Source organism: Microlunatus aurantiacus (genome assembly GCF_039536605.1).
Lineage (GTDB): Bacteria > Actinomycetota > Actinomycetes > Propionibacteriales > Propionibacteriaceae > Microlunatus > Microlunatus aurantiacus.
This window is the reverse complement of record NZ_BAAAYX010000013.1, coordinates 558,331-584,628: the sequence shown is the minus strand read 5'-3', so window position 1 is coordinate 584,628 and position 26,298 is coordinate 558,331. Positions and strand designations below refer to the sequence as shown.

General features: G+C 72.8%; 22 protein-coding genes. 15 read left to right on the top strand and 7 right to left on the bottom strand.

Annotated features, from left to right (window positions below; genetic code table 11):
• Positions 1-4: 4 nt before the first annotated feature.
• Positions 5-2,272, bottom strand: a complete 2,268-nt coding sequence (locus tag ABD714_RS16585; protein WP_344813513.1) for a helicase-associated domain-containing protein — start codon at positions 2,270-2,272, stop codon at positions 5-7.
• Between the two features lie 2 nt (positions 2,273-2,274).
• A complete protein-coding gene (locus ABD714_RS16580; protein WP_344813512.1) occupies positions 2,275-3,453 on the bottom strand; it encodes a hypothetical protein in 1,179 nt (392 codons plus the stop codon).
• Positions 3,454-3,613: 160 nt separating this feature from the next.
• Between ABD714_RS16580 and ABD714_RS16575 the strand changes: the two genes are divergently transcribed.
• Complete coding sequence (locus ABD714_RS16575; protein ID WP_344813511.1) at positions 3,614-4,159, top strand: mismatch-specific DNA-glycosylase; 546 nt, start codon at positions 3,614-3,616, stop codon at positions 4,157-4,159.
• Complete coding sequence (locus ABD714_RS16570) at positions 4,156-4,671, top strand: putative immunity protein (RefSeq protein ID WP_344813510.1); 516 nt, start codon at positions 4,156-4,158, stop codon at positions 4,669-4,671. The genes ABD714_RS16575 and ABD714_RS16570 overlap by 4 nt, the downstream gene beginning before the upstream one ends.
• A gap of 390 nt (positions 4,672-5,061) precedes the next feature.
• Here ABD714_RS16570 and ABD714_RS16565 read toward each other — a convergent pair whose 3' ends face one another.
• Positions 5,062-6,363: an MFS transporter gene (locus ABD714_RS16565; protein ID WP_344813509.1), complete on the bottom strand. Its 1,302-nt coding sequence runs from the start codon at positions 6,361-6,363 to the stop codon at positions 5,062-5,064.
• Between the two features lie 183 nt (positions 6,364-6,546).
• Between ABD714_RS16565 and ABD714_RS16560 the strand changes: the two genes are divergently transcribed.
• From ABD714_RS16560 to ABD714_RS16540, 5 genes are all read left to right on the top strand, one after another.
• Complete coding sequence (locus ABD714_RS16560) at positions 6,547-7,419, top strand: LysR substrate-binding domain-containing protein (protein WP_344813508.1); 873 nt, start codon at positions 6,547-6,549, stop codon at positions 7,417-7,419.
• A 186-nt stretch (positions 7,420-7,605) separates the two neighbouring features.
• Entirely contained in the window at positions 7,606-7,989 is a 384-nt protein-coding gene (locus tag ABD714_RS16555; RefSeq protein ID WP_344813598.1) for a cold-shock protein, read from the top strand.
• Between the two features lie 7 nt (positions 7,990-7,996).
• Complete coding sequence (locus tag ABD714_RS16550; RefSeq protein ID WP_344813507.1) at positions 7,997-8,788, top strand: DUF3027 domain-containing protein; 792 nt, start codon at positions 7,997-7,999, stop codon at positions 8,786-8,788.
• Positions 8,789-8,839: 51 nt separating this feature from the next.
• Complete coding sequence (locus tag ABD714_RS16545) at positions 8,840-9,943, top strand: copper resistance D family protein (protein WP_344813506.1); 1,104 nt, start codon at positions 8,840-8,842, stop codon at positions 9,941-9,943.
• Entirely contained in the window at positions 9,883-10,857 is a 975-nt protein-coding gene (locus ABD714_RS16540) for a cytochrome c oxidase assembly protein (protein ID WP_344813505.1), read from the top strand. Before ABD714_RS16545 ends, ABD714_RS16540 begins: the two co-directional genes overlap by 61 nt.
• A gap of 531 nt (positions 10,858-11,388) precedes the next feature.
• Here ABD714_RS16540 and ABD714_RS16535 read toward each other — a convergent pair.
• The gene (locus ABD714_RS16535; RefSeq protein WP_344813504.1) at positions 11,389-13,404 is read right to left on the bottom strand and encodes a PhoX family protein; all 2,016 of its coding nucleotides are present in this window, start codon (positions 13,402-13,404) and stop codon (positions 11,389-11,391) included.
• 361 nt (positions 13,405-13,765) lie between these two features.
• Here ABD714_RS16535 and ABD714_RS16530 point away from each other — a divergent pair, with 361 nt between their 5' ends.
• The gene (locus ABD714_RS16530) at positions 13,766-14,353 is read left to right on the top strand and encodes a MarR family winged helix-turn-helix transcriptional regulator (protein WP_344813503.1); all 588 of its coding nucleotides are present in this window, start codon (positions 13,766-13,768) and stop codon (positions 14,351-14,353) included.
• Between the two features lie 17 nt (positions 14,354-14,370).
• Here ABD714_RS16530 and ABD714_RS16525 read toward each other — a convergent pair whose 3' ends face one another.
• Positions 14,371-14,658 (bottom strand): DUF2530 domain-containing protein, encoded by a 288-nt coding sequence (locus ABD714_RS16525; RefSeq protein WP_344813502.1) that lies wholly within the window; start codon positions 14,656-14,658, stop codon positions 14,371-14,373.
• Between the two features lie 80 nt (positions 14,659-14,738).
• Between ABD714_RS16525 and ABD714_RS16520 the strand changes: the two genes are divergently transcribed.
• The 7 genes from ABD714_RS16520 (at position 14,739) to ABD714_RS16490 (ending at position 24,699) form a co-directional block, all read left to right on the top strand.
• Positions 14,739-16,088, top strand: coding sequence for a nucleotide disphospho-sugar-binding domain-containing protein (locus tag ABD714_RS16520; protein WP_344813501.1), 1,350 nt, complete (start codon positions 14,739-14,741; stop codon positions 16,086-16,088).
• A gap of 115 nt (positions 16,089-16,203) precedes the next feature.
• Positions 16,204-16,638 (top strand): MarR family winged helix-turn-helix transcriptional regulator, encoded by a 435-nt coding sequence (locus ABD714_RS16515; RefSeq protein WP_344813500.1) that lies wholly within the window; start codon positions 16,204-16,206, stop codon positions 16,636-16,638.
• A gap of 30 nt (positions 16,639-16,668) precedes the next feature.
• Positions 16,669-18,039 carry an MFS transporter gene (locus tag ABD714_RS16510; RefSeq protein WP_344813499.1) on the top strand — a complete coding sequence of 457 codons (1,371 nt, stop codon included), beginning with the start codon at positions 16,669-16,671 and terminating at the stop codon, positions 18,037-18,039.
• Positions 18,040-18,141: 102 nt separating this feature from the next.
• Positions 18,142-18,780: an SIMPL domain-containing protein gene (locus tag ABD714_RS16505; RefSeq protein ID WP_344813498.1), complete on the top strand. Its 639-nt coding sequence runs from the start codon at positions 18,142-18,144 to the stop codon at positions 18,778-18,780.
• Positions 18,781-18,842: 62 nt separating this feature from the next.
• Entirely contained in the window at positions 18,843-22,262 is a 3,420-nt protein-coding gene (locus tag ABD714_RS16500; protein ID WP_344813497.1) for a pyruvate carboxylase, read from the top strand.
• Between the two features lie 136 nt (positions 22,263-22,398).
• The gene (gene serC / locus ABD714_RS16495; RefSeq protein ID WP_344813496.1) at positions 22,399-23,487 is read left to right on the top strand and encodes a 3-phosphoserine/phosphohydroxythreonine transaminase; all 1,089 of its coding nucleotides are present in this window, start codon (positions 22,399-22,401) and stop codon (positions 23,485-23,487) included.
• 27 nt (positions 23,488-23,514) lie between these two features.
• The gene (locus ABD714_RS16490) at positions 23,515-24,699 is read left to right on the top strand and encodes a phosphoglycerate dehydrogenase (protein ID WP_344813495.1); all 1,185 of its coding nucleotides are present in this window, start codon (positions 23,515-23,517) and stop codon (positions 24,697-24,699) included.
• Positions 24,700-24,752: 53 nt separating this feature from the next.
• Here the strand turns inward: ABD714_RS16490 and ABD714_RS16485 are convergent, their stop codons facing one another.
• Both ABD714_RS16485 and ABD714_RS16480 read right to left on the bottom strand, forming a co-directional pair.
• Complete coding sequence (locus tag ABD714_RS16485) at positions 24,753-25,406, bottom strand: DUF7691 family protein (RefSeq protein WP_344813494.1); 654 nt, start codon at positions 25,404-25,406, stop codon at positions 24,753-24,755.
• Positions 25,407-25,746: 340 nt separating this feature from the next.
• Entirely contained in the window at positions 25,747-26,199 is a 453-nt protein-coding gene (locus tag ABD714_RS16480) for a DUF2231 domain-containing protein (RefSeq protein WP_344813493.1), read from the bottom strand.
• Between the last annotated feature and the right edge of the window lie 99 nt (positions 26,200-26,298).

Here is a 26,298-nt window from a genome sequence, read left to right as displayed (position 1 = left end):
CCGCTCAGTCTAGTGGCGAGGTCCGCACCGCAGGGTCGACCGACGAGACGCGGGACATCGCGATCGACACGGTCTCGGCACTGGCGACGTCGACGCCGCGGACCAGCCCGGCGTCGGCGCGGACCGCCCTCAGCTCGCGGGCGGCCGGTCGTCCGTCGGCGGCGACGTAGCGGATCCGTACGGGCTCCTGGGTCTGCTCCGCCGTGGCCAGCCGGCTCAGGTTCGCGGCGGTCGCGCCGGGGTCGGCCCCCGGCCCTGCGCCTGCGCCCGCCTGCACACTCCGCCGGGTGTGGCGGCTCTGCTCGCCGAGCAGCACGGCCGCGGCTGCCTCACCCGCCTGCACGTCCGGGCGAGGACGGTGCGCCGACCGCCGGGGCGCGCGGAGCGGGTCGGGGGCGGTGACGGAGCGACCGGAGGAGTCCTCGCCCGCCGGGCTGTGCCCGATGCGGTGCAGGAAGTCGACCACCTCGTACGGCTCTGCCGTGGCGACCAGGACCCCGGGCGCCAGCTCTCGCAGGCCCAGCACGCTGGCGTCCGGGTGGGTCAGGAGCGCGGCGACCTGCGCCGGGTCGGCGATCCGCACGTACGCCTGGGCGGGGCCGACCCGGATGCTGCCGTGGTGCCGCGCGATGTCGTCGATCAGGTAGGCCAGCGGCTGGGGTGGGTCGGTGGTGGCGTGGTGCTCCAGCCAGCGGTGCACGTCGGCCGCGGACCAGCCGGCGTCGAAGGCGCGCCGCAGCGAGGCGCCGCTGAACCGGAAGACGGCGGCGCCGCCGCGCGACTCCTGGTCGGCCAGCAGGCGGAGCTCGCGCGCCAGCCGGTAGGGCACGGGTCCGGGGGCGACGGCGGTCAGATCGGCCTGCAGCACGATCTGCTCCACGGTGGCCGGGAAGGCCTCGGCGAGATCGGCCGGCAGCGGGTGGGTGTCCGCCGCGAGCGCGGCGCCGGCCAGACCTGACACGGCCCCGAGGCTGCTGATCCCCAGCCAACCCGCCTCCCGCCAGGTCCAGGACAGCACCGACTCCAGCGCCACCCCGCCGACCCGGACGAGCCGGGGCCGGTGCCACGAGACCACGTCCAGCAGGTCGGTGAGATCGAGCACGGTGCCGACCGGCGCCTGCGCCAGCAGCTCGGTCAGCAGGCCACGGACACTGGCGGCCCCCGGGGCCTCCGACTCGGGTCCGAGAGCGTGTGCGCCCGGCTCGCTCGCGGCACCCGGCAGCCGGTCGCTGTGTCGCCAGGCGGCGGCCAGCGCGCGCCAGCGGTCGGCCGGTTCGCGCTCGGCCCAGCGGTCGTAGTCCACCGTCGGCAGCAGCCGGCCGCCGTCGCCGACGGCCAGCAGCCCGCTCGCGGCCCCGCACTCGAGGACGAAGGTGGCGTGCTGGTGGTCGGTGCCGAGGACCCGGCCGAGTCCGGTGACGTCGCGGACCGCGACACCGCCTTCCCGGAGCAGCCGGTGCGGGGTGCTCTGCAGGGTGTGGGCCACCAGCTCGACGTCGTGCACGAACCCGTACGCGGCCCCGACCGCTGCACGGTCGACCAGCGCCGGGGTGCGGACGCGTCCGGTCAGGGTCGGGGCCGTGACGGGCACCGGCTCGGGGGTGAACCGCTCGCCGCGCAGGTGCCAGGCCACCTCGCGGGGCAGCAGCACGGTGTCGGATCCGGCTGGTCGCAGCAGCCGGCGGGCCAGCAGCTGCTCCAGCGGCGTCCGCGCCGTCCCCACGGTGACGGCCCGGTCGGCGCCGCTGACCGCCCCGGCGGGACTCCACAGCAGGCGGTCGACGACCGCTCGCGCTTCGGGTCCGGCCTCGGCCAGCAGGGTGTCGACGGTCCCGGGATCCAGCGGTCGCGACGACGGCGGGGTCAGACCACCGGGATACGGCCCGAGGTGGTCGCGAGCGGCGCGCACCAGGTGCAGCTCGTCGTCGGCGCCCCAGAGCAGGGCCCGCTCGCGCAGGTCCACGACGGCGGCCGAGCAGCCGGCGGGCTCGGCGCCCAGCAGGGCGGCGAGGTCGCCCAGCGCGGCCGGATCGGGGAGGGCGGCCAGTGCCTCGGCCACCACCCGTTGCCAGGCGTTCAGCCCGTCCAGGGCGCGGGTCACCGAGCTCGTCGTGGTCGCCTGGGCCGACAGCTCCGCCACGTCCGCGGGCACCGGGTAGGCCAGATCCGGCCGGAGGCCGAGCAGCCGGGTGAGAGCGTCGGCGTCGAACCGTCGCAACGCCTCGGTCAGCGTACGGACGCCGACGGGCGTCGGCGGGGGAGTGGCGCTCACGGTCAGCGGCGCGGGGTCGGGGGCGGATCCGGACGGCCCTGCTTCAGGGCCCGGTAGCCGGCGATCACGGCGGCGACGATCATCACCCAGCTGCCGAAGCAGGCCCAGCCGGCCACGGTGTCCCACCACTGGGAGAACAGCCCGTCGGCGGTGATCAGCGACAGCAACCCGACCAGACCGAGGAAGGCCAGCACCGCGGCGAAGGCGGTGCGGGTGACCTTGCGTCCGTACGTCATCCGGCTCGAGAGCAGGAACGCCACCACGATGGTGACCGGAGCCAGCACGGCGATGAACCCGCCGATCACCAGGGTCAGCAGGACACCCGGGGTCACCGCGGCGAGCACGGTCCGGGCGTTGGGCGGGGCGGCGGGCGGCATCGGCGGCGGGTAGCCCCCGGGTGTGAACCACTGCGGCGTGCCCGGGGCCGGGAACGGACCGCCCGTGGCGGGCTGACCCGGGGCCGGGAAGGGCTGACTGCCAGCTGCTGAGGCCCCCGGCGGCGGTGGCGGGTTGCCGGTCCACGCGTTCTGCCCGTACCCGGGCTGTCCGTACCCGGGCTGTCCGTTCGCGTTCTGCCCGTACCCGGGCTGTCCGTTCGCGTTCTGCCCGTACCCGGGCTGGCCGGCGGGGGAGGGGAGTTCCGGCGGGTAGCCGGTGGTCGGATCGGCGGAGGTGGCCGAGGACGCGGGCCGCTGTCCGTTGCCCGTGGGAGCGATCGGGTGCTGACCGTTCCCGGTGGGTTGCTGGCCGTTCGTGGCGGGCCAACCGGCCAGGCCGGACGGTGCTCCCGGGGCGTACGGGGCCGCTTGACCGGACGCGGGTGTGGCCGGCCGACCGGGAACGGTGGGGGCGGGTTGACCGGGAACGGTCGGGGCCGGCCCGGACGACGGGGGCGCCGCCCAGTGGGTGGAGGCCCAGGCCGAGGACTCGGCGGTCACCAGGCTGCTGGCGACGTCGAACGGCTGGTGGGGGTCGCGCTCGGCCGGCGGCGGGGGCACCAGGGTGGCCAGGGGCGGGACGGGCTGCCCCGGGTCGTCGAAGACCGGGCGCTCGAGGGGCGCCGGAGGGGGCGGCGGCACGGCCGGCGGGGCCTCGAGGCCCACGGTCGCGGCGGAGGGGTCGGCGAACTCGTCGGGTCGCTCATAGGGCGCGTACTCCGGCCCGTCCTCCCAGGTCGCCATGTCCGCCATCCTAGGTGCGGCTCCGGCGCACCCGGACTCGCTGACGGACGCCCGCGACCGCTACGCACGTGGGCAGCGGCCGCTGCCGGCGCGGGGGCGTGCGTGAGTGGACAGCCGAGGTGGTGTCCCCGGTCGCCGGTCTGGTGAGATGACGGGGACCATGACTGCCCCTGACCCGTTGAGCACCGAGCCCGACCGGACCCTGCTGCGCCCCGGTATCCCACTGGTGATCGCCGGCACGGTCGGGCGAGGCCGTCGGCCCGCGCAGTACTACGCCGGACCGGGCAACCGGTTCTTCGATCTGCTGCAGGGCAGCGGGTTGGTGCCCGAGCGGCTGGACCCCGACCGGGTGGACCGGCTGCCGGCACTCGGGGTCGGGCTGACCGACCTGGTGACCGAGCGGATCCTGCTGCCCGGCCGCGAACCGGAGGCCGTCATCTACTGGCGCGAGCTGGACCGCGCGGTCACCGAGGTCGGGCCGGCCGTTGTCGCGTTCGTCAGCAAGACGGCAGCCACCTGGTACGCCCGCGGTGTCGGGCACCGGCTGCCGAAGGACTACGGCGAGCAGCCGTGGACGGTGGCCGGGGTGCCTGCCTTCGTGCTGCCGGGACCGTCCGGCGCCAACAACGGCATGCCGGTCGCTCTGCGACTGGCGTTGTGGACCGACCTCGCCGACTTCCTCGACCACCTCCGGCGGGTGGCGTGATCCTGCCGGAGGTCCGTGACCCGCGGCTGATCACCCTCCGGCGGGGCGGGTCGCTGTCCGACGCCGACCACCACCGGCTCGCCCTGTGGGCCGCTCTCTGCGCGGAGCACGTGCTCGGGCTGTTCGAGGCCGAGGCGCCCGACGACCCCCGTCCCCGGCAGGCGATCGAGGGAGCCCGGGCCTGGGTCGTCGGTGAGCTCGCGATGAGGGCGGCCCGGGCTCTCGGCGGCCACGCCATGGCTGCCGCCCGCCCGTTGCGGGGTTCGGCGCGCTTCGCCGCGTACGCCGCGGGCCAGACCGCCTGCGTGGCACACGTCCCCGAGCACGACCTGGGCGCCGCTGCGTACGCCATCAAGGCGGCGCGTGCTGCTGTCTTGCCCGCCGAGGCCGAGGCCGCCGCGCGGGCCGAGTGCGCCTGGCAGCGGGACCAGCTGCCTCCCGAGATCCGCGACCTGGTCCTGGCGGACCAGCGGCGGCGTAACCCGATCTGCTGGTCGGTGTTCGTCGACTGACTCAGCCGACGTGCTCGGGGAACGGGACTCGGCTGTTCCCCACCGGCGAGTCACGTTCGGCGGGTCGGCGCGCCCAGGCGGCTGCCGCTTCCCACCGGGGGGTCACGTACGGCGGGTCGGCGGCCCGGGGGACTGCCGGACGCCGCCCGCGAGTCACGTACGGCCGATCGACGGCGTGCCCGTGGGACTACCGTTTCCCACCCCCGAGTCACGTACGGCCGATCGACGCGCCCGAGCAGCGGCCGTTTCCCGCCACCGAGTCACGTACGGCCAGCCGGCGCGCCCGAGCAGCGGCCGTCTCCCACCCCGGAGTCGGAAACGGATACCCGACCGACGAGGCGACGGCCCCGGACCAGGCGGCCCTCCCGGGCCGGGCGACCCCGACCCGGGTCAGTGCTGGACGATGTGCAGCGGCGAACGGCTCTGCTCGCGGTGCAGGTCGACTTCCAGGCCGAGGTGGGCCTGACGAGCGATGGCCACTCCGGTGAGCAGCGCCATCAGGGTGACCAGACCCCCGCACAGGAACATGCTGGGTCGGGCGCCGAAGTGGTCGATCAACCAGCCCACGGCCGGGCCACCGATGGCCTGCCCACCCAGCAGCACCAGGATGTAGACGCTCATCACCCGGCCACGGACGGAGGGCTCCGAGCGGGTCTGGACGAGCGAGTTGGCCCCGGTGAGGAACAACAGGGTGAGCAGCCCGGAGCCGACCAGCATGGCTCCGAACAGCCAGATGGTGGGGGCGAGGGAGGCCAGCACCAGCACCACCCCGAGAGCGGACAGGGTGGTGACGAGCACCCGCAGCCGGAGCAGCTCGGTCCGTCGGGCCGACAGGATCGCCCCGGTCAGGGCGCCGATGGCGGTCAGCGAGTTGAACAGGCTGTAGCCGCCGACCCCGGTGGCGAACTCGTGATCGGCGAACGCGGCCAGGATCACCGGCATGTTCAGCCCCAGCACGCCGATGGTGCCCACCAGCACGATGGTCCAGGCGACCTCGGTGGTCTGCTTGATGTAGGTGAGGCCCTCCCGCAGCTGGCCCTTGGCCCGGACCGGTCGGTCCGACGGCGCGGCCGGCAGGCGGATGACGGCGACGATGGTGACCACCAGCAGGCAAGACGCGAAGTTGATCATGAACGACCAGCCCTGGCCGACCGCGTGGATCAGCAGTCCCGAGAGGGCCGGGCCGAGCAGGGCGCCGAACTGGAAGACCGAGGAGTTGAGGCTGACCGCGTTGCGGATGTGGCGGGTGCCGACCAGCTCGGAGACGAAGACCTGGCGGGTCGGGTTGTCCACCGCGGTGACGAAGCCGAGCATGGTGGCGACCAGGAAGACGTGCCAGGCCTGGACCACCCCCGTGAGGGCGAGCAGCCCGAGCGTCAGGGCCATCGACGCGGCCACCGACTGGGTGATGATCAGGATGCGGCGCTTGGGGTAGCGGTCGGCGATCAGCCCACCGACCAGACCGAACAGCAGCACCGGCAGGAACTGCAGGGCGACGGCCACGCCGACGGCGGTGATGCTGCCGGTGAGCTCGAGCACCAGCCAGTCCTGCGCGATGCGCTGCATCCACAGGCCGGTGGTGGCCACGATCTGCGAGCTGAGGTAGAGGCGGTAGTTGCGCACCTCGAGGGCCGCGAGCGTACGCGGCCACCGAGATCCGACTCGGCGTGCTTCGGCGACGGCCGAGGTCACAAGGATCTCCAGTGCTGGAAGAGGACGAGGGGGCGACAGACGGCCCGAAAGAGGAAGAGAACTCATCGTCGAGTCCTGTCGTCCAACCTAGGTTGAACCGTTCCTATTCCACAACGACATAGTGCCTATATCTCCTATTACGATTGCTTATGAAGACCGTCTATCGAGCTGAGAGGTCGGAGGATGACCGAGGAGAAGACGTTCGACCCGGTGCTGCTGCGGACCTACCTGGCTGTGGTGAACGGGCTCAGCTTCACCCGGGCGGCGGAGCGGCTGGGGATCAGCCAGCCGGCCGTGTCCCAGCACGTCCGTCGGCTCGAGGAGGCGGCGGGCCGGCTGCTGCTGCGCCGTGACACCCGTACGGTGGCGCTGACCGACAACGGCGAGGCCATGGCCGGGTTCGCCCGGACGATCCTGGCTGCGCACGACGACGCGGTGGCCTACTTCACCGGGTCGGCGATGGCCGGACGGCTCCGGTTCGGTGCGGCCGACGAGCTGGCCCTGAGCGAGCTGCCGACGATCCTGCGCGAGTTCCGGCAGCTCTACCCGCGGATCAACCTGGAGCTGACCGTCACCCAGAGCGGCATCCTGCAGCGCCGGCTGCAGGGCAACCACCTCGATCTCATCTTCATCAACCAGCACGCCGACTCCGGTGAGGGCCGCCTGGTCCGCCGGGACCGGTTGGTCTGGGTCGGGCACGAACGCGTCCAGATCGAGCCCGACCGGCCGGTGCCGGTGATCACCTACCAGGCGCCGAGCCTGAGCCGGTCCGCCGCGATCACCTCGTTGGAGGAGGCCGGCCGCACCTGGCGGATCACCTGCAACACCCGCGAGATCAACGGGGTGCTGGCCGCCGCCCGCGCGGGCATCGGCATCTGCGTGCTGGCCCGCTCCCGCGTCCCGGCCGACCTCCGGATCCTCACCGGCCGGTTCGAGCTGCCCGACCTGCCGGACGTGGAGATGGCGTTGCTGGCCAACCCGCGCTCAGCCGCGGAACCGGTGGAGGCGCTCAGCCGGGCCATCGTCAACCTCCCCCTCGCCCCCCTGCGCCCCTGATCTGACCCGGGGTCGTCAGCGTGGGCGGTGGTTCGGGCGACAGCGGGCGATGACAACACGGAGCGGGTCGCGCCGGGGAGGTGAAGTCGGTTGGGCTCGGGTGGTGTACGCACTAGTCTGGGCGGGCTGAGAAGGTGTGGGTGCTCGTCGACGTCGGTCGGCGGGGTGGTTCGAGTGAGGGTGGACGTGCCAGTAGGCAAGGTGAGGTTCTACGACGCCGACAAGGGTTTCGGCTTCTTGACCAAGGACGAGGGCGGCGACGTCTACGTCCGGTCCACAGCGCTGCCCGACGGTGTGACCACGCTCAAGCCGGGTCAGAAGGTCGAGTTCGGTGTCGTCGAGGGTCGGCGCGGCGAGCAGGCCCTGTCGCTGCGGGTGCTGGAAGCCCCGCCGTCACTGTCCAAGGCCCAGCGCAAGCCGGCCGACCAGATGGCCGTGATCGTCGAGGACCTGATCAAGATGCTGGACAACGTCGGCAACGGCTACCGTCGCGGACGCCATCCTGACTCCAAGGCCGGTGGCAAGGTGGCCAGCGTGCTGCGGGCCGTCGCCGACGAGCTCGAGCTCTAGGCCGGTCGTGGCTGCTCCCGCGCGCGCTCGCGCCGTCAAGCCCGATCAGGTCGGCGCCGAAGCGATCGACCTCGCCCGCTCCGTCGCGGAGGAGACCGCCGGCACCCTCGGGGTCGGCGAGCACCTCGGCATCGAGGCCGACGCCGACCGCGTCGTCAGCCACTTCTTCGCCTGCCCGCACCCCGGGTACGCGGGATGGCGCTGGTCGGTGACCCTGGTCCGGGCCGCCCGGGCCAAGACGCCGACCGTGAACGAGGTCGTGCTGCTCCCCGGTGGTTCGGCTCTGATGGCCGAGGAGTGGGTGCCCTGGGCCGACCGGATCCAGCCGGGGGACGTGACCGCCGGTCTGCTGATGCCGACCGCGCCCGAGGACCCGCGCCTCGAGCCCGGCTACACCGGGGGCGAGCAGGCGACCGACACCGATCCGGCCGAGGCCAGCGAGATGCGTGCCGTGGTGGCCGAGCTCGGCCTGGGCCGCGAGCGGGTGCTGTCCCGGGAGGGCCGCGACGAGGCCGCCGAGCGCTGGCTCGCCTCCGACGGGGGGCCCGACAACGAGATGACCCGGCAGTCGCCGGGCGTCTGCGAGAGCTGTGGCTTCTTCGCCCGGATCGAGGGCTCCCTGGGCGTCCTGTTCGGCGTGTGCGCGAACGCGTACTCCCCGTCCGACGCCCACGTCGTCAGCGTCGACCACGGCTGCGGGGCACACTCGGCGGTGGTCGCGGAGAACCGGGCCGAGGAGCTGCCGGCGCCCGCCTGGGAGACCATCGCCTGGGACGAGCCGATCTCTCTGTTCGACTGACCGCCCGTTCGACTGCGGCCTGTTCGCCTGACGGTTCCTAGACTGAACGACGTGCCCGACCCGATCCCGACCACACCCGCCGCCGTCTCCGGGCGGTCGTTGACCGTCCTGGCGGCGGCCACCGGGCTCGCGGTGCTGATCGCCGTGACGATCCTGGCCGCCACGGGCGCTCTGGCCCCGATCACCCCGGCCCTGTTCGACCCCGGGGCGCTGGTCCGCTGGGGTCGACCGATCGCCCGTACGCTGCACGATCTCGCGGCGGCCGCCACCATCGGGCTGCTGGTGGTCGGCACCTTCCTGGTGCCGCCCGCCCGGGGTCAGCGAGCGGACGCCCTGGAAGGCGACCGGCTGCGCCTGGTCCGGGCTTCAGCCGTGGCGGCCCGGTGCTGGTTCGGTGCGGCGCTGGCCGTCGCCCTGCTGACCGCCGGCGACGCGACCGGGAGCCCGCTGTCGGCCCCGGGCTTCCTGTCCCTGGCCTCCTCCTTCTGGACCCAGACCGAGCTGGGCCAGACACTCGTGGCGATCTGCCTGGGTGCCGCCCTGACCGCCATCGGCGCCACCCTGGCCCGGACCGTCATCGGTGCCGCCTGGGCCGCCGCCCTCTCCCTGGTGACCCTGGTCCCGTTGGCCCTGGGCGGCCACGCCGCCGGCTCACTGGACCACGGCAACTCCGTGGACAGCCTGCTGCTGCACCTGGTCGGGGTCTGCCTGTGGGTCGGCGGGCTCGCGGTGCTGCTCGTCTTCGGCCGCGGTCTGGGTGATCGGCTGCCGGTGGTGGCCGCCCGCTACTCGACCCTGGCCGGCTGGAGCTTCGTGCTGGTGGCGGTCTCCGGTCTGGTCAACGCCTACCTCCGCCTCGGCGGGCTGCAGAACCTGACGTCCACGTACGGAGTCCTGGTGATCGGCAAGGCGGCCGCGCTGGTCGTCCTCGGGGCCGCGGGCTGGGTGCACCGCCGGGCCACCGTCCCCGGTCTCGGCGGGGGAGCACCCAAGAACCACTGGTTCGCCCGGCTGGCCTCCGTCGAGGTCGTGGTGATGGCAGCGACCATGGGGCTGGCGGTGGCCCTGGCCCGTTCCGCCCACCGGTGGAGCCGGTGGTCTCCGATGCCGCCACCTCGCTGCTCGGCTACCCGCCGCCGCCCCCGCTCTCGGTGAGCGGCTGGTTGACCAACGGCTACCCGGCGATGCTCTGGCTGACGGTCTGTGCGCTGATGATCGGTCTGTACGTGGCCGGCGTGGTGAAGCTCCGGCGCGGCGGCAACGCCTGGCCCGTGCACCGGACGGTGCTGTGGCTGCTCGGCGCCCTGCTGCTGGCCTTCCTGACCAGCGGCGGCCCGGCGGTCTACGGCCGGATGAGCTTCAGCGCGCACATGGTGCAGCACATGTCGCTGATGGTGCCGCTGCCCCTGCTGCTGGTGGCCGGGGCGCCGGTGACGCTGGCCATGCGCGCCCTGCCCACCCGCCGGGACAAGAGCTTCGGGCCGCGCGAGGTGCTGCTGGCCCTGGTGCACTCCCGGTTCCTGAGCACGATCGGGCAGCCCGTGGTCGCTGCGGTGATCTTCACCGGCAGCCTCATCGTCTTCTACTACACGTCACTGTTCGAGGTGGCGATGTTCACCCACATCGGGCACGTGCTGATGACTGTGCACTTCCTGCTGACCGGCTACCTGTTCATCTGGTCGCTGGTCGGGATCGACCCCGGACCGAAGCGCCCGGCTTATCCCATCCGGCTGCTGATCCTGCTGATCGCGATGGCCTTCCACGCCTTCTTCGGTCTGTCGCTGATGCAGTCGGCCGCCCTGATCGGCCCGGACTGGTGGCACGCCCTCGGGCAGAGCGACGACGCCGTCCTGCTGGCCGACCAGCAGCTCGGCGGCGGCATCGCCTGGGGGGCGGGGGACATCCCGGCCCTGCTGATCGGCCTCGCCTTGATCGTGCAGTGGGTCCGCAGCGACGCGAAGGAGACCAAGCGGTTGGACCGCAAGGCCGACCGCGACGACGACGCCGAGCTCAGGGCCTACAACGAGCGCCTGGCCGTCCTGGCGAAGAAGGACCGCCAGGACTCCTGACCCGTTCGCGGCTGCGGGCGGACGGCCCGGGGTGCCCGGATGTCGCCGGGGAGTCACGTCTGGTTGTACGGGTGGTGCCGGGGCTGTTCGGATGTCGCCGGGGAGTCGCGTCTGGTTGTACGGGTGGTCCCGGGGTTGCCCGGATGTCGCCGGGGAGTCGCGTCCGGTTGTACGGGCGGCGCCGGCCTGACCGTTGGTGCCCGGATGCCGCCGGGGAGTCGCGTCCGGTTGTACGGGTGGTCCCGGGGTTGCTCGGATGTCGCCGGGGAGTCGCGTCCGGTTGTACGGGTGGTCCCGGGGCTGTCCGGATGTCGCCGGGGAGTCACGTCCGGTTGTACAGGTGGTCCCAGAGTCGCCCGGATGTCGCCGGGGAGTCACGTCCGGTCGTACGGACGACCCGGCCCGCAGAGTCGCCCAGATGGCGCCGCGGAGTCACGTCCGGTCTTCGGGGCGGTCCGAAGCGGCCCGGATACCGCCGGGGAGTCACCTCCGGCGGATCCGGGCGCCGGACTCGGGCGTCCGATACCGACCTCAGCGCTTCTTCTTGGTCACCTGCACCACCGTCGGTCGTGGTCCGCGCCAGTCACCCCGGTCCGGCCTCTGGCCGGCGGCGACGTAGTCGGGGAAGTAGGACCGGGGCTCGGCCCAGGTGCCCTCCTCGCCGGGGTGTTGGACCGCCACGAAGACCGAGTCGTCGGTGTCGTGGATGACCGGCCCGCAGGTCTCGGCGTCCCGGGGCACGGCCAGGAACTGCTGCACGTGGCCGCGCTCGGAGCCCTCCAGCGGCACCTTGAACAGGCCGTCGGCCTTGGCGATCGTGCCCGGTGCGCCGTCGGTGGAGATCCACAGGTTTCCCTGCGTGTCGAAGGCCACGTTGTCGGGGCACGAGATCGGCGCGACCGGACCGTCCCAGCCGGCGAAGTAGGTCTGCACCGCCGTGTCGGCCGGGTCGCCGCAGAGCAGCAGGATGTTCCAGCTGAACGAGGTCGCGCCGGCACGGTTGCGGTGCTCGGTGAGCTCGATGACGTGGCCGTTCTTGTTGCCGGCCCGCGGGTTCGCCGCGTCCGGACCGGGCTTGCCGGCGGTGACCCCGCGCTGGGTGTTGTTGGTGCAGGCCACGTACACCTTGCCCGTGGTGGGGTTGGGCTCGACGTCCTCGCACCGGTCCATCGGGGTGGCCTTGACCAGATCGGCCGCCTCCCGGGTGAACACCAGCACCTCGTCCACGCTCATGCCCGGCACGGTCGACTCGCCGTCCAGCACCAGCGGCACCCAGGCGCCGCGGCCCAGGTTGTCCCCGTCGGGGCGCTGTTCGCCGCTGAACCGGGCCACGTAGAGGTCCCCCTCGGTCAGCAGGGTCAGGTTGTGGCGGCGGGCGGCGGCGCTCTTGCCCGGACGGTACTTCCGCTTGGCCACGAACTTGTAGAGGTAGTCGAACCGCTCGTCGTCGCCCATGTAGGCGGCCACGGTGCCGTCGCGGTCCACCCGGACGTTGGCGCCCTCGTGCTTGAAGCGACCCATCGCCGTGTGCTTCCGCGGGGTGGAGGACGGGTCGGACGGGTCGATCTCGACGATGTAGCCGAACCGGTGCGGCTCGTTGGCGTACGCGCTGGTGGTGGCGTCGAACCGCGGGTCGATCTTCTCCCAGCCGTACACGCTGGGGGTGTTGGTGAGGCCGTAGCGCTTGCTGCCCCGCGCCGCCGGGTCGGCCCGGAAGTAGCCCTGGAAGTTCTCCTCGCCGGACAGGATCGTGCCCCACGGCGTGGTGCCGCCGGAGCAGTTGCCGAAGGTGCCGGCCACCCGTCGCCCGGTCGGGTCGGCGGCGGTCCGCAGCAGCGGGCTGCCGGCGGCCGGGCCGGTCACCCGGAACGTGGTGCTGGCCGTGATCCGGCGGTTGCGGCGGCCGCCGCGGACGTAGCGCCACGGCTGCCGGCGGGCCCGCCGCTCCAGCTCGACGACGCTGAAACCGTGCGCGGCCATCAGCGTGCGCAGCACCTCGGCCTCTTCGTCGGCGCCGGCGGTGGGCGGGAACATGATCGGCCGGTTCGTGTACTCGTGGTTGCAGCACAGCAGTCCCGTACGACCCCGCGGGTCGACCAGGATGTCGAGGTAGTCGTTGTTGTAGCCGAACTGCAGCGCCTGCGCCTGCGCGTCGGGACGGTTCGGGTTGAACGCGGGCGAGGAGGCGAACAGCGGGTCCCCCCAGCGCAGGATCGGGGTCCACTGGTAGCCCGCCGGCACGGCCAGGGTGTCGGCCTCCTCGGACACCGGGGCGATCCCGGTGAAGGCGAGTGGACCGGCGTCGCCGGGCCTCGGGGCGGCGGCCGCTCGTTCGGGCCAGACCACGGGCAGCGCGGCCGCGGCGGCCAGGGCGCCACCGCCGGCCAGCACGGCCCGCCGGGACAGCTGACGGCCGGCGATCTCGGCGAACGTGGGTTCGGTCGACGGGTTCGGGTCCGGCCGGGAGCACTGGCTGTCGCACTTCAGGTGACACGTCACCGCGCTGCGGTTGCCGTGGGTGAGGCCGAGCATGGGCAGGTTCGTCACGGTGCTACTCCTCAGGTGGGGGTCGCGGCCGACTGCGCGGGGCAGCCCGGACGCACCCGGGGGATGGTCCTACGACTCGGGAGACTGCCAGGCGGTCAATGACGCGGACCCCGCGATCGGGCAACGTCCAGGTGAACTCTGGGTGTCCTTCGTCGCGAGTCTGGTCGTGGCGGCGCCGGTGGTCGGGGCGCGGCCTTCGCCGGCAGGTGCGGGAGACGTCGGCGCCGCGGTGGTCGTGGGTGCGGCGTCGTCGAGCAGGTGCGGGGGACCGGTGGCCGCTGGTCGTGTCAGGGGTGGGCGGCCGGTGCGGCCCCCCACCCTGACCCCATCCGGGCCGGCGGGCGTCGGCGAGGATGGGGTCATGGTCGAACAGGCGGACGGGGCCCAGACGGAACAGGCCGACCCTGGACGGCCCGCGGCAGGGCCGCCGTCGGGAGCGTCGGTGCCGGCCCCCGGGGGCGAGGTGGCCGACCTGCGCCGGTTGGTGGCCGCCTACGTCGCCGCCGGGGCCGACGAGTCCGTCCAGCGGGTGATCACCTCGGTGCACCGGGTCTCCCGCCGCCTCAACCAGTGGTACGACCAGCAGCTGGCCGACCTCGACGTGTCCGGCGGCGAGTGGACCGTGCTCAGCGAGCTCGCCCGCGCCGAGGGCAACCGGCTGACCCCGACCCAGCTGGCGACCGCGGCCCACGTGGCCCCGTCCTCGATGACCCACCGGCTGGACCGGATGGTCGAGCGCGACCTGGTGGACCGGACGACCGATCCCAGCAACCGCACCCGGGTGCTGGTCGGGTTGACCGAGCACGGCTGGCAGCTCTACGGCACGACCATCCGGGAGTCGAACCTGGTGGAAGCCGATCTGATGCGTGGACTGACCGCCCGGCAGGTGGAGGAGCTGGCCCACCTGCTGGAGAAGCTGCTGGCCGGTCTCGACGACTCGAAGCTGTGAGCGTCCCGGGCGTCCGGTCAGGCCGAGAGCTTCTCGCCGCGGCGGCGTCGCCGACGCCGGTCGTTGGTGTAGACGAGGCTGATCAGCCCCAGACCGAAGCCGCTGATCCCCACCCCGAGCCACCAGCCGTCACCGGCCGCGGCCAGCGTGTCGTAGCCGACCGCCATGATCACCGTCGCCACCGCGAAGACGCCCGTCCCGACCGACGCGGCCTGGACCCCGTCGACGTCCAGCGGCGGCACCTCGGCCTGCTGGATGAGATGGGCGTCCGGGTGCCGCTCGGGGGAGGTCGCCGGGTCGCTCACAGGGTCAGGGTAGTGGCCGGCGGAGCCGGCGTGGGGTCGACGGCACCGCAGGCCCGACCGGCCCAGGCGCTGCCCGGTCGATGAGCGGAGCACCCGAGGGTCCCGGTGCCGTGGCAGGCTGCGGTGTGCGCCGTCGGACCTTCCTCTTCGCCTCGACGCCGATCACCGCGCACACCATCAACCCGCTGCCGGTGGCGGCCCGGCTGACCGGCCGCGGCCACCGGGTCCTCTGGTACGCCGCCCGCCGGTTCCACGACCGGATCGCTGCGGTGGGGGCGGAGCCGTACGGGTTCACCGAGGCCCGCGAGCACGCCGACCTCGCCGCGGCGTACGGGGGGGCCGGAAGCCCGCGGGCGATCGCCGGGCTCCGCCAGGGGTTCGCCGACCAGCTGGTCGGGGACACGGCCCGGCGGGTGCGGGATCTGGAGCGGCTCGCCTCGAGCGTGAGCATCGACGCCGTCCTGACCGACGCGGTCTTCGTGGCGGCCCGGCTGTGGCACGAGCGCGGCGGGCCGGTGTGGGCCAGCCTGGGCGACGGTCCGCTGACGTACGCCGACGTGGACACCCCGCCGTACGGGTCCGGTCTGCTGCCGATGCGCGGTCGGGAGGGCCGGCGGCGCAACCGGGTGACCTCCCGGATCCTGCGTCGCCTGATCTGGGGCCCCGCGCTGCAGCGGCTGATCTCGATCCGCACCGAGCTCGGGCTGGCTCCGACCGGCCGGTCGGTGGTCGAGGAGGCGATGTCGCCGCACCTCCACCTGCAGGCCTGCGTCCCCGAGTTCGAGTACCCCCGCCGCGATCTGCCCGACCGGATCCGCTTCATCGGGGCGCTGCGCCCGGAGCCCGAACCGGACCGGGTGCTGCCGCCCTGGTGGCCGGAGTTCCTGGCCGACCGGCGGCCGGCCGTGCTGGTCAGCCAGGGCACGCTGCGCCCGGACCTGACCGAGCTGGTGCTGCCCACCGTCGCCGCCCTGGCCGGCACCGGGCTCCAGGTGGTGGTGACCACCGGGGCCGGGTCGGTGGACGAGCTGGTCGCCGGTCTGGGCGGCAGGACACCGGACGGGCTGCGGGTGGCCCGCTGGATCCCGTACGAGGAGGTGCTGCCCCGGGTCGGGGCGTTCGTGACCAACGGGGGGTACATCGGGGTCACGTCGGCCCTGGCCCACGGCGTCCCGCTGGTGCAGATCGGCAGCAGTGAGGAGAAGGCGGAGATCGGGGCCCGGATCGTCTGGTCCCGGGTCGGTGTACGACGACGCTGGCGGCCCTCGCGGCACCGGCTGCGCCGGATGGTCGAGGACGCGCTCACCGATCCGGGGATCCGCGCCGGTGTGGAGGCGATGCACGCGTCGTTCGCCCGGCACGACGCCGCCGGCGAAGCCGCCGACGCCCTGGAGCAGCTGGCTCCTTCGCACGCGTCCCAGCAGCGCTGACGCCCCCTTTCACGCGCTGACGCACCCCCTGCTGTGGGGGCGTCGCGCAGCGAAAGGGGGCGTCGGCACGAGGGTGGGAGTTGTATTTAGCATTGCTAAGTAATATTGTTGGGTCGTGCCCACGTACGAGTCGATCCTGCTGCTGGCCGGGGAGCTGCGTCCCGCGGTGTTCCGGCTGGCCCGGCACCTGCGGCAGGCACGCGCCGACGCGGAGGAGCTGACCCCGAGCCAGCTGTCCGCGATGGGTGTGCTGCTGCGGGAGGGCGAGCTGCAGATCGGTGAGCTGGCTGCGTACGAGCAGGTCCGGGCACCGTCGATGACCCGCCTGGTCGACCACCTGGAGGGCCGGGGACTGCTGCGGCGGACCCCGAGCCCGACCGACAAGCGCGCCATCGTGGTCGGGCTGACCGACCAGGGCAGCGAGCTGCTCGAGGCCAACCGGCAGCGCCGCAACGAGTGGCTGGCGGTGCGGCTGGAGAAGCTCACCGAAGCCGAGCGGGCCACCCTCAGGACGGCGATCCCCGTCCTGCGCAAGATCGCCGAGACGTAGCCGGGAGCTCGCCGACCGCGAGCCCGTTCCATGATCACCGAGACCGTACCGCCCAGGGAGGCGACCGCCACGAGCGCGACGACCGACAGCACCGAGACCACGTCCACCAGCGACACCGCACCCGTCACCCAGGAAGCCGACCAGCAGCCGAAGAGCGGCATGTTCGCCGCCCTCTCGGTGCCGAACTTCCGGGTCTACGTGACCGGGTCGTTCGTGTCCAACATCGGCACCTGGATGCAGCGGGTAGCCCAGGACTGGCTGGTGCTCGAGCTGTCCGGCGGGTCCGGGGTGGCCATCGGCATCACCACCGCGCTGCAGTTCCTGCCCATGCTGCTGCTGTCCGCGTACGGCGGGCTGGTCGCCGACCGCTTCGACAAGCGGCTCGTGCTCAAGATCACGCAGGCATGGCTGGCCGTCTGCGCCGGCACCCTCGGCGTCCTGGCCATCACCGGCATCGCCACGACCCCGATCGTCTTCGTGATCGCCTTCGCCTTCGGTCTGGGCACCGCCTTCGACAACCCCTCGCGGCAGGCGTTCGTGCCCGAGGTGGTCGGTCGGGACCGGCTGCCGAACGCCATCGGTCTCAACTCCGCGACCTTCCACGCCGCCCGCATCGTCGGCCCGGCCGTGGCCGGTCTGGTGATCGCCGCCTTCGGCTCCGGCTGGGCCATCCTGTCCAACTCCGTCACCTACCTGGCCTTCATCGCGGCGCTGGTGATCATCGACGGGGCCAAGCTGGAGCCGAGCGTTCCCGCGAGCCGCGGCAAGCACCAGATCCGCGAGGGGCTGGCGTACGTGGCGAGTCGCAGCGACATCCTGCTGGTGCTGATGGTCGTCTTCTCCGTCGGCACCTTCGGGATGAACTTCCAGCTCACGTCGGCGCTGATGGCCCAGCAGGAGTTCGGCCTCGGTCCCGAGCAGTACGGCATCCTCGGCACCTTCATGGCCGTCGGTTCGCTGGCCGGTGCGCTGCTGGCCGCGCGGCGGGTGCGACGGCCGCGCGGTCGGTTCATCGTGATCATGGCCCTGGCCTTCGGTGCGATCGAGGTCGTCGCGGGGCTGATGCCGACCTACTGGGCGTACGCCGCCGTGCTGCCCGTGATGGGGCTGGCCGCCCTGCTCACGTTGACCGCGTCCAACGCCTCGGTGCAGATGGGCATCGACCCCCAGCTGCGGGGGCGGGTGATGGCCCTCTACGCGATGGTCCTGATGGGCGGCACACCCGTGGGGGCTCCGCTGATCGGCTGGGTCGGCGAGGCCTTCGGGCCGCGCTGGACCCTGATCGGCGGCGGTGCCCTGACGATCCTCGGGGTGCTGCTGGCCGTCGCCGTGATCGCCCGCCGGGAGCACGTCACCCTCGGCGCCTCGCTGCGCGGGCTCCCGGAACCGCGTTCGGTCTGAGTTCCGGCGGGCGCTCAGCGTCTGCCCGGTGGAGTGGATGCAGTTGTCTCCGTCATCGGGGACAACTCCATCCGTTGTCGGCCCCCCGGTTAGGTTGGCGCCATGACGACCCCGGTGGTGACCGTCCGCGGCGAGGCGGAGCTCGGCAGCCCGCCCGACCTGGCCACGCTGTCGGCCACGGTGCACGCCGCCGGCGCCGATGCCGACCGCGTGCGGCGCGACCTGGTGGCGGCCTCGAGCCGGCTCCGCGCCGTGGTCGAGGAGCACCGGGAGGCGTTGGAGCGGCACGCCACCTCCGGGCTCCACGTCGGTCCGGTGTTCACCGGTCGCGGGGGGCGCAAGATCACCGGCTACCGGGGCAGTCTCAGCAGCGAGCTGGTGGTCGCCGATTTCGCCGCCCTGCCCGGGCTGGTCGCGGCGCTGTCCGCCCTGGACGGCGCCCAGCTCGACGGTCCGTGGTGGTCGCTGCGGCCGAGCAACCCGGTCCACCGGGCGGTCCGGATCGCGGCCATCGGCGAGGCCCGGCAGCGCGCCGGCGACTACGCGGCCGCCGTCGACGCCACGCTGGGTGCGCTGCTCGAGGTGTCCGACCTCGACGGCTCGTTCGCCCACCAGCCCCGTGCCCTCAAGGCCGCCTTCGCCGTGGACGCCGGCGGCGGTGGCGGTGAGCCGGAGCTCGACCTCGAGCCGGCCGAGCAGCGGGTGACTGCGCAGGTCACCGTCCGGTTCGAGCTGGCCTGACCGCCGGTCCGCCGCCGCCCGGGGGTGCGAGGACCACCTGGTCCGACGGATAGATTCCTGGCATGTTCTCCAAGGTCCTCGTCGCCAACCGGGGTGAGATCGCCGTCCGCGCCTTCCGCGCCGCCTACGAGCTGGGCGCGGCCACGGTCGCCGTCTACCCCTACGAGGACCGCAACGCGGTCCACCGGATCAAGGCCGACGAGGCCTACCTGATCGGCGAGCGTGGGCACCCGGTCCGGGCCTACCTGGACGTCGCCGAGATCATCCGCGCCGCCCGTGAGTCCGGCGCCGACGCCATCTACCCCGGCTACGGCTTCCTGAGCGAGAACCCGGAGCTGGCCCAGGCCTGTCTGGACGCCGGCATCACCTTCATCGGCCCGCCGCCGGACGTGCTCGAGCTGGCCGGGCACAAGGTGCGGGCGCTGCAGGCGGCCAAGGCGGCCGGCATCCCCACCCTGCGGTCCACCCCGCCGTCGGCGGACCTGGACGAGCTGGTGGCCGGGGCCGAGGCGATCGGCTTCCCGGTCTTCGTCAAGGCGGTGGCCGGCGGCGGTGGTCGCGGCATGCGGCGGGTCGACGACCCGAGCAAGCTGCGCGAGTCGGTCGAGGCCGCCATGCGGGAGGCCGAAGGCGCCTTCGGCGACCCGACGGCGTTCATCGAGCAGGCCGTCGGCCGGCCCCGCCACATCGAGGTGCAGATCCTGGCCGACAGCACCGGTCACGTGATGCACCTGTTCGAACGGGACTGCTCGATCCAGCGCCGGCACCAGAAGGTGATCGAGATCGCGCCGGCGCCCAACATCTCCGCCGAGCTCCGTGAGGCCCTGTGCGCCGACGCGGTGGCCTTCGCCACCTCGATCGACTACTCCTGCGCCGGCACCGTGGAGTTCCTGGTGGAGACCGAGGGGGAGCGGGCGGGGGAGCACGTCTTCATCGAGATGAACCCGCGGATCCAGGTCGAGCACACGGTGACCGAGGAGATCTCCGACGTCGACCTGGTCCAGTCGCAGATGCTCATCGCCTCCGGTTCCTCGCTGGCGGACCTGGGGCTGAGCCAGGAGACCGTCCGGATCAACGGCGCCGCCCTGCAGTGCCGGATCACCACCGAGGACCCGGTGAACGGGTTCCGCCCCGACACCGGCATCATCACCGCCTACCGCTCTGCGGGCGGGGCCGGGGTCCGGCTGGACGGCGGCACCGTCGACACCGGGGTGGAGATCAGCCCGCACTTCGACTCGATGCTGGTCAAGCTGACCTGCCGGGGCCGGGACTTCGCCGCCGCGGTGGCTCGCTCACGCCGGGCGCTGGCCGAGTTCCGGATCCGCGGTGTGAGCACCAACATCCCTTTCCTGCAAGCCGTCCTGGCCGACCCGGACTTCATCGCCGGCGACGTGTCGACCGCCTTCATCGAGCAGCGCCCGGAGCTGCTGACCACCCACGTCCCCGCCGACCGCGGCACCCGGATGCTGCGCTGGCTGGCCGAGGTCACCGTCAACAAGCCGTACGGCAGCGCGCCGACCCTGCTCGATCCGCGGGACAAGCTGCCGGCCGGGGTCGACCTGGGGAAGCCGTCGCCGCACGGTTCGCGACAACGGCTGCTCGAGCTGGGCCCCGCCGGGTTCGCCGCCGACCTGCGCTCGCGGACCAACGTGGAGGTCACCGACACGACCTTCCGGGACGCCCACCAGTCCCTGCTCGCCACCCGGGTGCGGACCAAGGACCTGCTGCGGGTCGCCCCGTACGTGGGTCGCACGCTGCCGGAGCTGCTGTCCGTGGAGTGCTGGGGCGGGGCCACGTACGACGTGGCGCTGCGCTTCCTGCAGGAGGACCCGTGGGAGCGACTGGCGGTGCTGCGCCACAACATGCCGGGGCTCTGCCTGCAGATGCTGCTCCGTGGCCGCAACACCGTCGGCTACACGCCCTACCCGACCAAGGTGACGACCTCGTTCGTGGCCGAGGCGGCCGAGGTCGGCATCGACATCTTCCGCATCTTCGACGCCCTCAACGACGTCAACCAGATGCGCCCGGCGATCGAGGCTGTGCGCGAGACCGGCACCACTGTCGCGGAGGTGGCGCTGTGCTACACCGCCGACCTCAACGACCCGGCCGAGACGCTCTACACCCTCGACTACTACCTGCGGCTGGCCGAGCAGATCGTCGACGCCGGAGCACACGTGCTGGCGATCAAGGACATGGCCGGACTGCTCCGGCCCCCGGCCGCGGCCAAGCTCGTCTCGGCCCTCCGTGACCGGTTCGACCTCCCGGTGCACCTGCACACCCACGACACCGCCGGCGGGCAGCTGGCCACGTTGCTGGCGGCGGTCGACGCGGGCGTGGACGCGGTGGACGTGGCGTCGGCCCCGATGGCGGCCACCACCTCCCAGCCGCCGGCCTCGGCCCTGGTCGCCGCGCTGGCCCACACCGAGCGGGAGACGCACCTGGACCTGCGTGCGGTGATGGACCTGGAGCCCTACTGGGAGGCGGTCCGCCGGATCTACGCGCCCTTCGAGTCCGGGCTGCCGAGCCCCACCGGTCGGGTCTACGACCACGAGATCCCCGGCGGTCAGCTGTCCAACCTGCGCCAGCAGGCGATCGCCCTGGGCCTGGGGGACCGGTTCGAGGCGGTCGAGGCCACGTACGCGGCCGCGTCCCGGATCCTGGGTCGGCCCACCAAGGTGACACCGTCGTCCAAGGTGGTCGGCGATCTTGCGCTGCAGCTGGTGGCGGTCGGCGCCGACCCGGCCGACTTCGAGGCCAACCCGCAGAGCTACGACATCCCCGACTCCGTGATCGGCTTCCTGAACGGCGAGCTGGGCGACCCGCCGGGCGGCTGGCCGGAGCCGTTCCGGACCAAGGCGCTGGCGGGTCGCTTGATCCCGGTACGGGACGTCGACCTGGCCGAGGAGGACTCCCGGCTGCTGGACGAGGCGGGGCCGGTGCGCCGGCAGACCCTCAACCGGCTGCTGTTCCCCGGTCCGACCAAGGACTTCACCCTGGCCCGGGAGACGTACGGAGCGGTGGGTCGGCTGGACACGCTGGACTACCTGTACGGGCTGCGGACCGGCGACGAGCACACGGTCCCGCTCGGCCGCGGCGTCAGCCTGATCCTCGGGCTCGAGGCGATCGGCAACCCCGACGAGCGCGGGATGCGCACGGTGATGTGCACCATGAACGGGCAGCTCCGTCCGATCCGGGTGCGTGACACCTCCATCAAGGTCGACATCAAGGCCGCCGAGAAGGCCGACCCGAGCACGCCCGGACACGTGGCCGCGCCGTTCGCCGGCGTGGTCTCGGTGGCCGTGGCGGAAGGGGATCAGGTCGAGGTCGGTCAGACCGTGGCCACCATCGAGGCGATGAAGATGGAGGCGGCCATCACCACCCCGGTCGCCGGCACCGTCCAGCGGCTCGCGCTGGGCTCGGTGCAGCAGGTCGAGGGTGGTGACCTCGTGGTCGTGGTCACCCCGGGAGGAGACGCCTCATGACCAGGACAGTGTTCGATGGTCGCACTCCGCGCTCCGCGGTCATGAGCTCCGCGATGTCTCGCTCGTTCGTCGCGATTCCGCACGACGAGAAGCGTGTCGCCCGGAATCACTCCTGCACTCTCGAGAGGCTCCGCTCATGACCCGAGTGTTCAACTTCAGCGCCGGGCCCGCCGTGCTGCCCGAGAGCGTGCTCCAGCAGGCCGCCGACGAGATGCTCGACTGGCACGGCTCCGGTCAGTCGGTGACCGAGATGAGCCATCGGGGCAAGGAGTTCACCGAGATCGCCGCGCGGGCCGAGGCCGATCTGCGGACCCTGCTCGCGGTGCCCGAGGGCTATCACGTGCTGTTCCTGCAGGGCGGTGCCTCGTTGCAGTTCGAGATGATCCCGCTGAACCTGCTGCGCGGGCAGCCGTCGGTGGACTACGTGCACACCGGCGAGTGGGCCAAGAAGGCGATCGCCGCCGCGCGCAAGCTCGGCCGCGCCGAGGTGAACGTGGCTGCGTCGGCGGAGGACCGTTCGTTCACCTACGTGCCGGACCGGGCCGACTGGCAGCTCAGCGAGGACGCGGCGTACGTCCACTACACCGCCAACGAGACGATCGGTGGCGTCGAGTTCTCCTCCGTGCCCGACGTCGGTGAGGTGCCGCTGGTCAGCGACATGTCCTCGACCCTGCTGTCCCGGCCGCTGGACGTCTCCCGCTTCGGGCTGATCTACGCGGGGGCCCAGAAGAACATCGGTCCGGCCGGACTGACCATCGTGATCGTGCGGGACGACCTGGTCGGGCTGGCCGACCCACCGCTCACCCCGATGCTCGACTACGCCACACACGTCAAGGCCGGGTCGATGTACAACACCCCGCCCACGTACGCGATCTACCTGGCCGGTCTCGTCTTCGCGCAGCTACTGGCCGACGGGGGGCTGGCCGCGGCCGAGCAGCGCAACATCGCCAAGGCCGAGCTGCTCTACGACGCCATCGACGATGAGCCGTTCTACGCCAACCCGGTCGCTCCCGCGGACCGGTCGCGGATGAACGTCCCCTTCACCCTGGCCGATCCCGGTCTCGACGCGGACTTCCTGGCCACCGCGGCGGAGCGCGGGCTGACCCAGCTCAAGGGCCACCGGTCGGTGGGCGGGATGCGCGCCTCGATCTACAACGCCATGCCGATCGACGGTGTCCGGGCGCTGGTCGACCACCTGCGCGACTTCGCCGCCGAGCGCGGCTGAGACGACCACACAGGAGATCGATCGCCCATGACCGAGAAGTTCCGGGTGCAGGTGCTCAACCACGTCTCGGCGCGCGGGTTGCGGCGGCTCCCCTGGGAGCGGTTCAGCGTCTCTGCCGACGTGGCCGACCCGCACGCCATCCTGCTGCGGTCGGCCGACCTGCACGCGGCGCCGATCCCCGCGTCGGTGCTGGCCGTCGGCCGGGCCGGCTCGGGAACCAACAACATCCCGGTGGCCTCGCTGTCCGCGCGCGGTGTCCCGGTCTTCGCCGCGCCCGGCGCCAACGCGAACGCGGTCAAGGAGCTGGTCCTGACCGGCATGCTGCTGGCGGCGCGCAACATCGACCGGGCCCTGCCGTACGTCGCCGCCCAGAGCCCGACCGATCCGGCGCTCGACACCCGGATCGAGGCCGGCAAGAAGGCCTTCGCCGGCTACGAGCTGGCCGGGCACACCCTCGGGGTGGTCGGGTTGGGCAAGATCGGCTGCCTGGTGGCCGACGCCGCGATCAAGCTGGGGATGGACGTGGTCGGCTACGACCCGGAGATCACCGTGGAGTCGGCCTGGAGCCTGCCGGCCTCGGTCCGCAAGGCCCGCGACCTCGGCGACCTGCTGCGGCACAGCAACTTCTTGACCCTGCACGTGCCGCTGGTCGACGCCACCCGGGCGATGATCGACGCCGGGGCGGTGTCCCAGCTCAAGCGCGGCGCGGTGCTGCTGAACTTCTCCCGCGGTGGGGTGGTCGACGACGCCGCGGTGCTGGAGGCCCTGGCCGACGGCCAGCTGTCCCGCTACGTCTGCGACTTCCCGACCCCGGAGCTGGTCGGGCGGACCGGGGTCATCCTGCTGCCGCATCTCGGCGCGTCGACCGGCGAGGCCGAGCAGAACTGCGCGGTGATGGCGGCCGACCAGGTCCGCGACTACCTGCTGGACGGCACCCTGCGGAACGCGGTGAACTTCCCCGACGTCGAGCTGCCGCGGGGATCCCGGTGGCGGCTCGCGGTGGCCAACGCCAACGTGCCGAACATGGTCGGGAGCATCACCCACGAGCTGGCGGCGGCCGGCCTGAACATCGCCACCATGACCAACAAGTCCCGCCGGGACCTGGCGTACACGCTGCTCGACCTGGACGGTGAGGTGCCGGAGAGCGTGATCACCGCCATCACCGCGATCGAAGGTGTCCTGAAGGTGCGCTCCCTGCCGGTCGAGAGCTGACGGACGCGGAGCTGCCGGCCGGCCGGTGACGGTCCCGGGCTCCGCGGGCGCGGTCAGTTCGCCCAGAAGCCGATCAGGTCCGGCACCGGACGGCCCAGCCCCGTGGCCACCTGCGACCAGGGAATGAACCCGTCCAGCCAGATGACCAGCGACGACACCAGCTCCCGCTGCTCGTCGGTCTTGATCTGGGGCATCGCCGCCCGGTAGGCGTCCGCCATGGCCAGCGCCTTGTCGTGCCGGTGCCAGCCGACGGTCAACCCGCGCACCGGCAGCAGCCGCACGTTGGTGTGGGAGGTCAGCAGGTGACCCAGACCGACAGCTGCGGCCACACCGCCACGGGCCAGCGCGAAGTCCAGGTCGTCCAGCGAGGCCGATGACAGGGGCAGCCGGGTCGAGCCCCAGCAGCGGTACTGCACCAGGGTCTCCAGCACCCGCCAGGTCGCGCCCATCCGCTCCGGCGAGACGTAGGCCCCGGCCAGCAGCACCTCGACGTCCCGCGGCTCCGGGTCGGTGGGGGAGACGACCGGCGCACCGGGCGTACGCCGGAAGAGCGGTCCGAGCTTGCCGATCAGTCCGCGGGCGGCAGGCTGCTCCGGCGGGGCGAACGCCCGGCGAGCCGCTTCCCTGAGCTCGGGGGTGTCCGCGCCCGCGCCGACGATGCCTCGCAGCTCGTCGATGCCGAGGGCGTACAGCCGCAGCTCTCCCATGGCAGACACGGTAGACCGTCGCTCCCGGCCGGGCCTCCTATCCTGGCCGGGTGACTCCCCGCGTCCGACGACTCATCGTCTCCGGTGTGCTGGTCGGGCTGCTGGTGGTGGTGCTGGTTGCCGCGGTCTGGCCCCGCCTGGTCTGACCGGTCGGTGGCGACTGTTCCCCGACGCCTCTGCGTCGAACTCAGCTCGACCTGGCTCGACACGCCGCGACACGCCGGAGGGAGCTCAGGTCGGGATGCCTTTGACGCAGCGCGGAGGTCGCGCCAGGCGCGCGTCGACCTGGCTCACCTGCGGCGCTGCCGACCGGCTCAGGCCAGCCGCGGCGCGTCCTGGCTCAGCCGCCCCAGACCGCGGCGGAGCCCGAGTGGCCGATCCGGATCACCTGCACGATGCTCACCACGGCGGAGATCGCCGTGACGACGCCACCGGCGATGAGCGCGACCCGGCCCCGGGGGTTCTGCTGGTCGATCAGCCGCTGCGCCAGCATCACCGCGGCGGTGCCGACGAACAGGATGATCACCCACACCAGCAGGGTCCCGCCGAGGTTGATGTGCGTCTCCATCGCCTCGGTCTTGCGGGCGAAGGTGGCGGCGAACGACTCGCCCGCCTCCTGGGCGACGAAGGTGCTGGCGGCGGCGGCCGCAGCGAAGGCGACCGTCAGCCAGCCGTACCGCTTCCGGGCGGCGGTCCAGGCGCTGATGACGATGCCGGCCAGGGCCGACAACGGAACCAGCACGACGACGGCGTGGACGACGAGAGGGTGCAGCGGCAGGCCCATGATCTCCATAGTTGAAGCCTAAACGGAAACACCCGGCGGAGACTGTGAGAGGGCTGTGAGCGGGCCGGATCGCGTACGCTCCCACCAGCACCACCCGTCACACGCCTG

Excerpts from the sequence above, each read along its gene's own strand:
- ABD714_RS16580 (WP_344813512.1), bottom strand. The coding sequence starts at position 3,453 with ATGGCGACCTGGGAGGACGGGCCGGAGTACGCGCCCTATGAGCGACCC.
- ABD714_RS16575 (WP_344813511.1), top strand. The coding sequence starts at position 3,614 with ATGACTGCCCCTGACCCGTTGAGCACCGAGCCCGACCGGACCCTGCTG.
- ABD714_RS16560 (WP_344813508.1), top strand. The coding sequence starts at position 6,547 with ATGACCGAGGAGAAGACGTTCGACCCGGTGCTGCTGCGGACCTACCTG.
- ABD714_RS16530 (WP_344813503.1), top strand. The coding sequence starts at position 13,766 with ATGGTCGAACAGGCGGACGGGGCCCAGACGGAACAGGCCGACCCTGGA.
- ABD714_RS16520 (WP_344813501.1), top strand. The coding sequence starts at position 14,739 with ATGAGCGGAGCACCCGAGGGTCCCGGTGCCGTGGCAGGCTGCGGTGTG.
- ABD714_RS16510 (WP_344813499.1), top strand. The coding sequence starts at position 16,669 with ATGATCACCGAGACCGTACCGCCCAGGGAGGCGACCGCCACGAGCGCG.
- ABD714_RS16505 (WP_344813498.1), top strand. The coding sequence starts at position 18,142 with ATGACGACCCCGGTGGTGACCGTCCGCGGCGAGGCGGAGCTCGGCAGC.
- ABD714_RS16500 (WP_344813497.1), top strand. The coding sequence starts at position 18,843 with ATGTTCTCCAAGGTCCTCGTCGCCAACCGGGGTGAGATCGCCGTCCGC.
- serC (WP_344813496.1), top strand. The coding sequence starts at position 22,399 with ATGACCCGAGTGTTCAACTTCAGCGCCGGGCCCGCCGTGCTGCCCGAG.
- ABD714_RS16490 (WP_344813495.1), top strand. The coding sequence starts at position 23,515 with ATGACCGAGAAGTTCCGGGTGCAGGTGCTCAACCACGTCTCGGCGCGC.
- ABD714_RS16485 (WP_344813494.1), bottom strand. The coding sequence starts at position 25,406 with ATGGGAGAGCTGCGGCTGTACGCCCTCGGCATCGACGAGCTGCGAGGC.
- ABD714_RS16480 (WP_344813493.1), bottom strand. The coding sequence starts at position 26,199 with ATGGAGATCATGGGCCTGCCGCTGCACCCTCTCGTCGTCCACGCCGTC.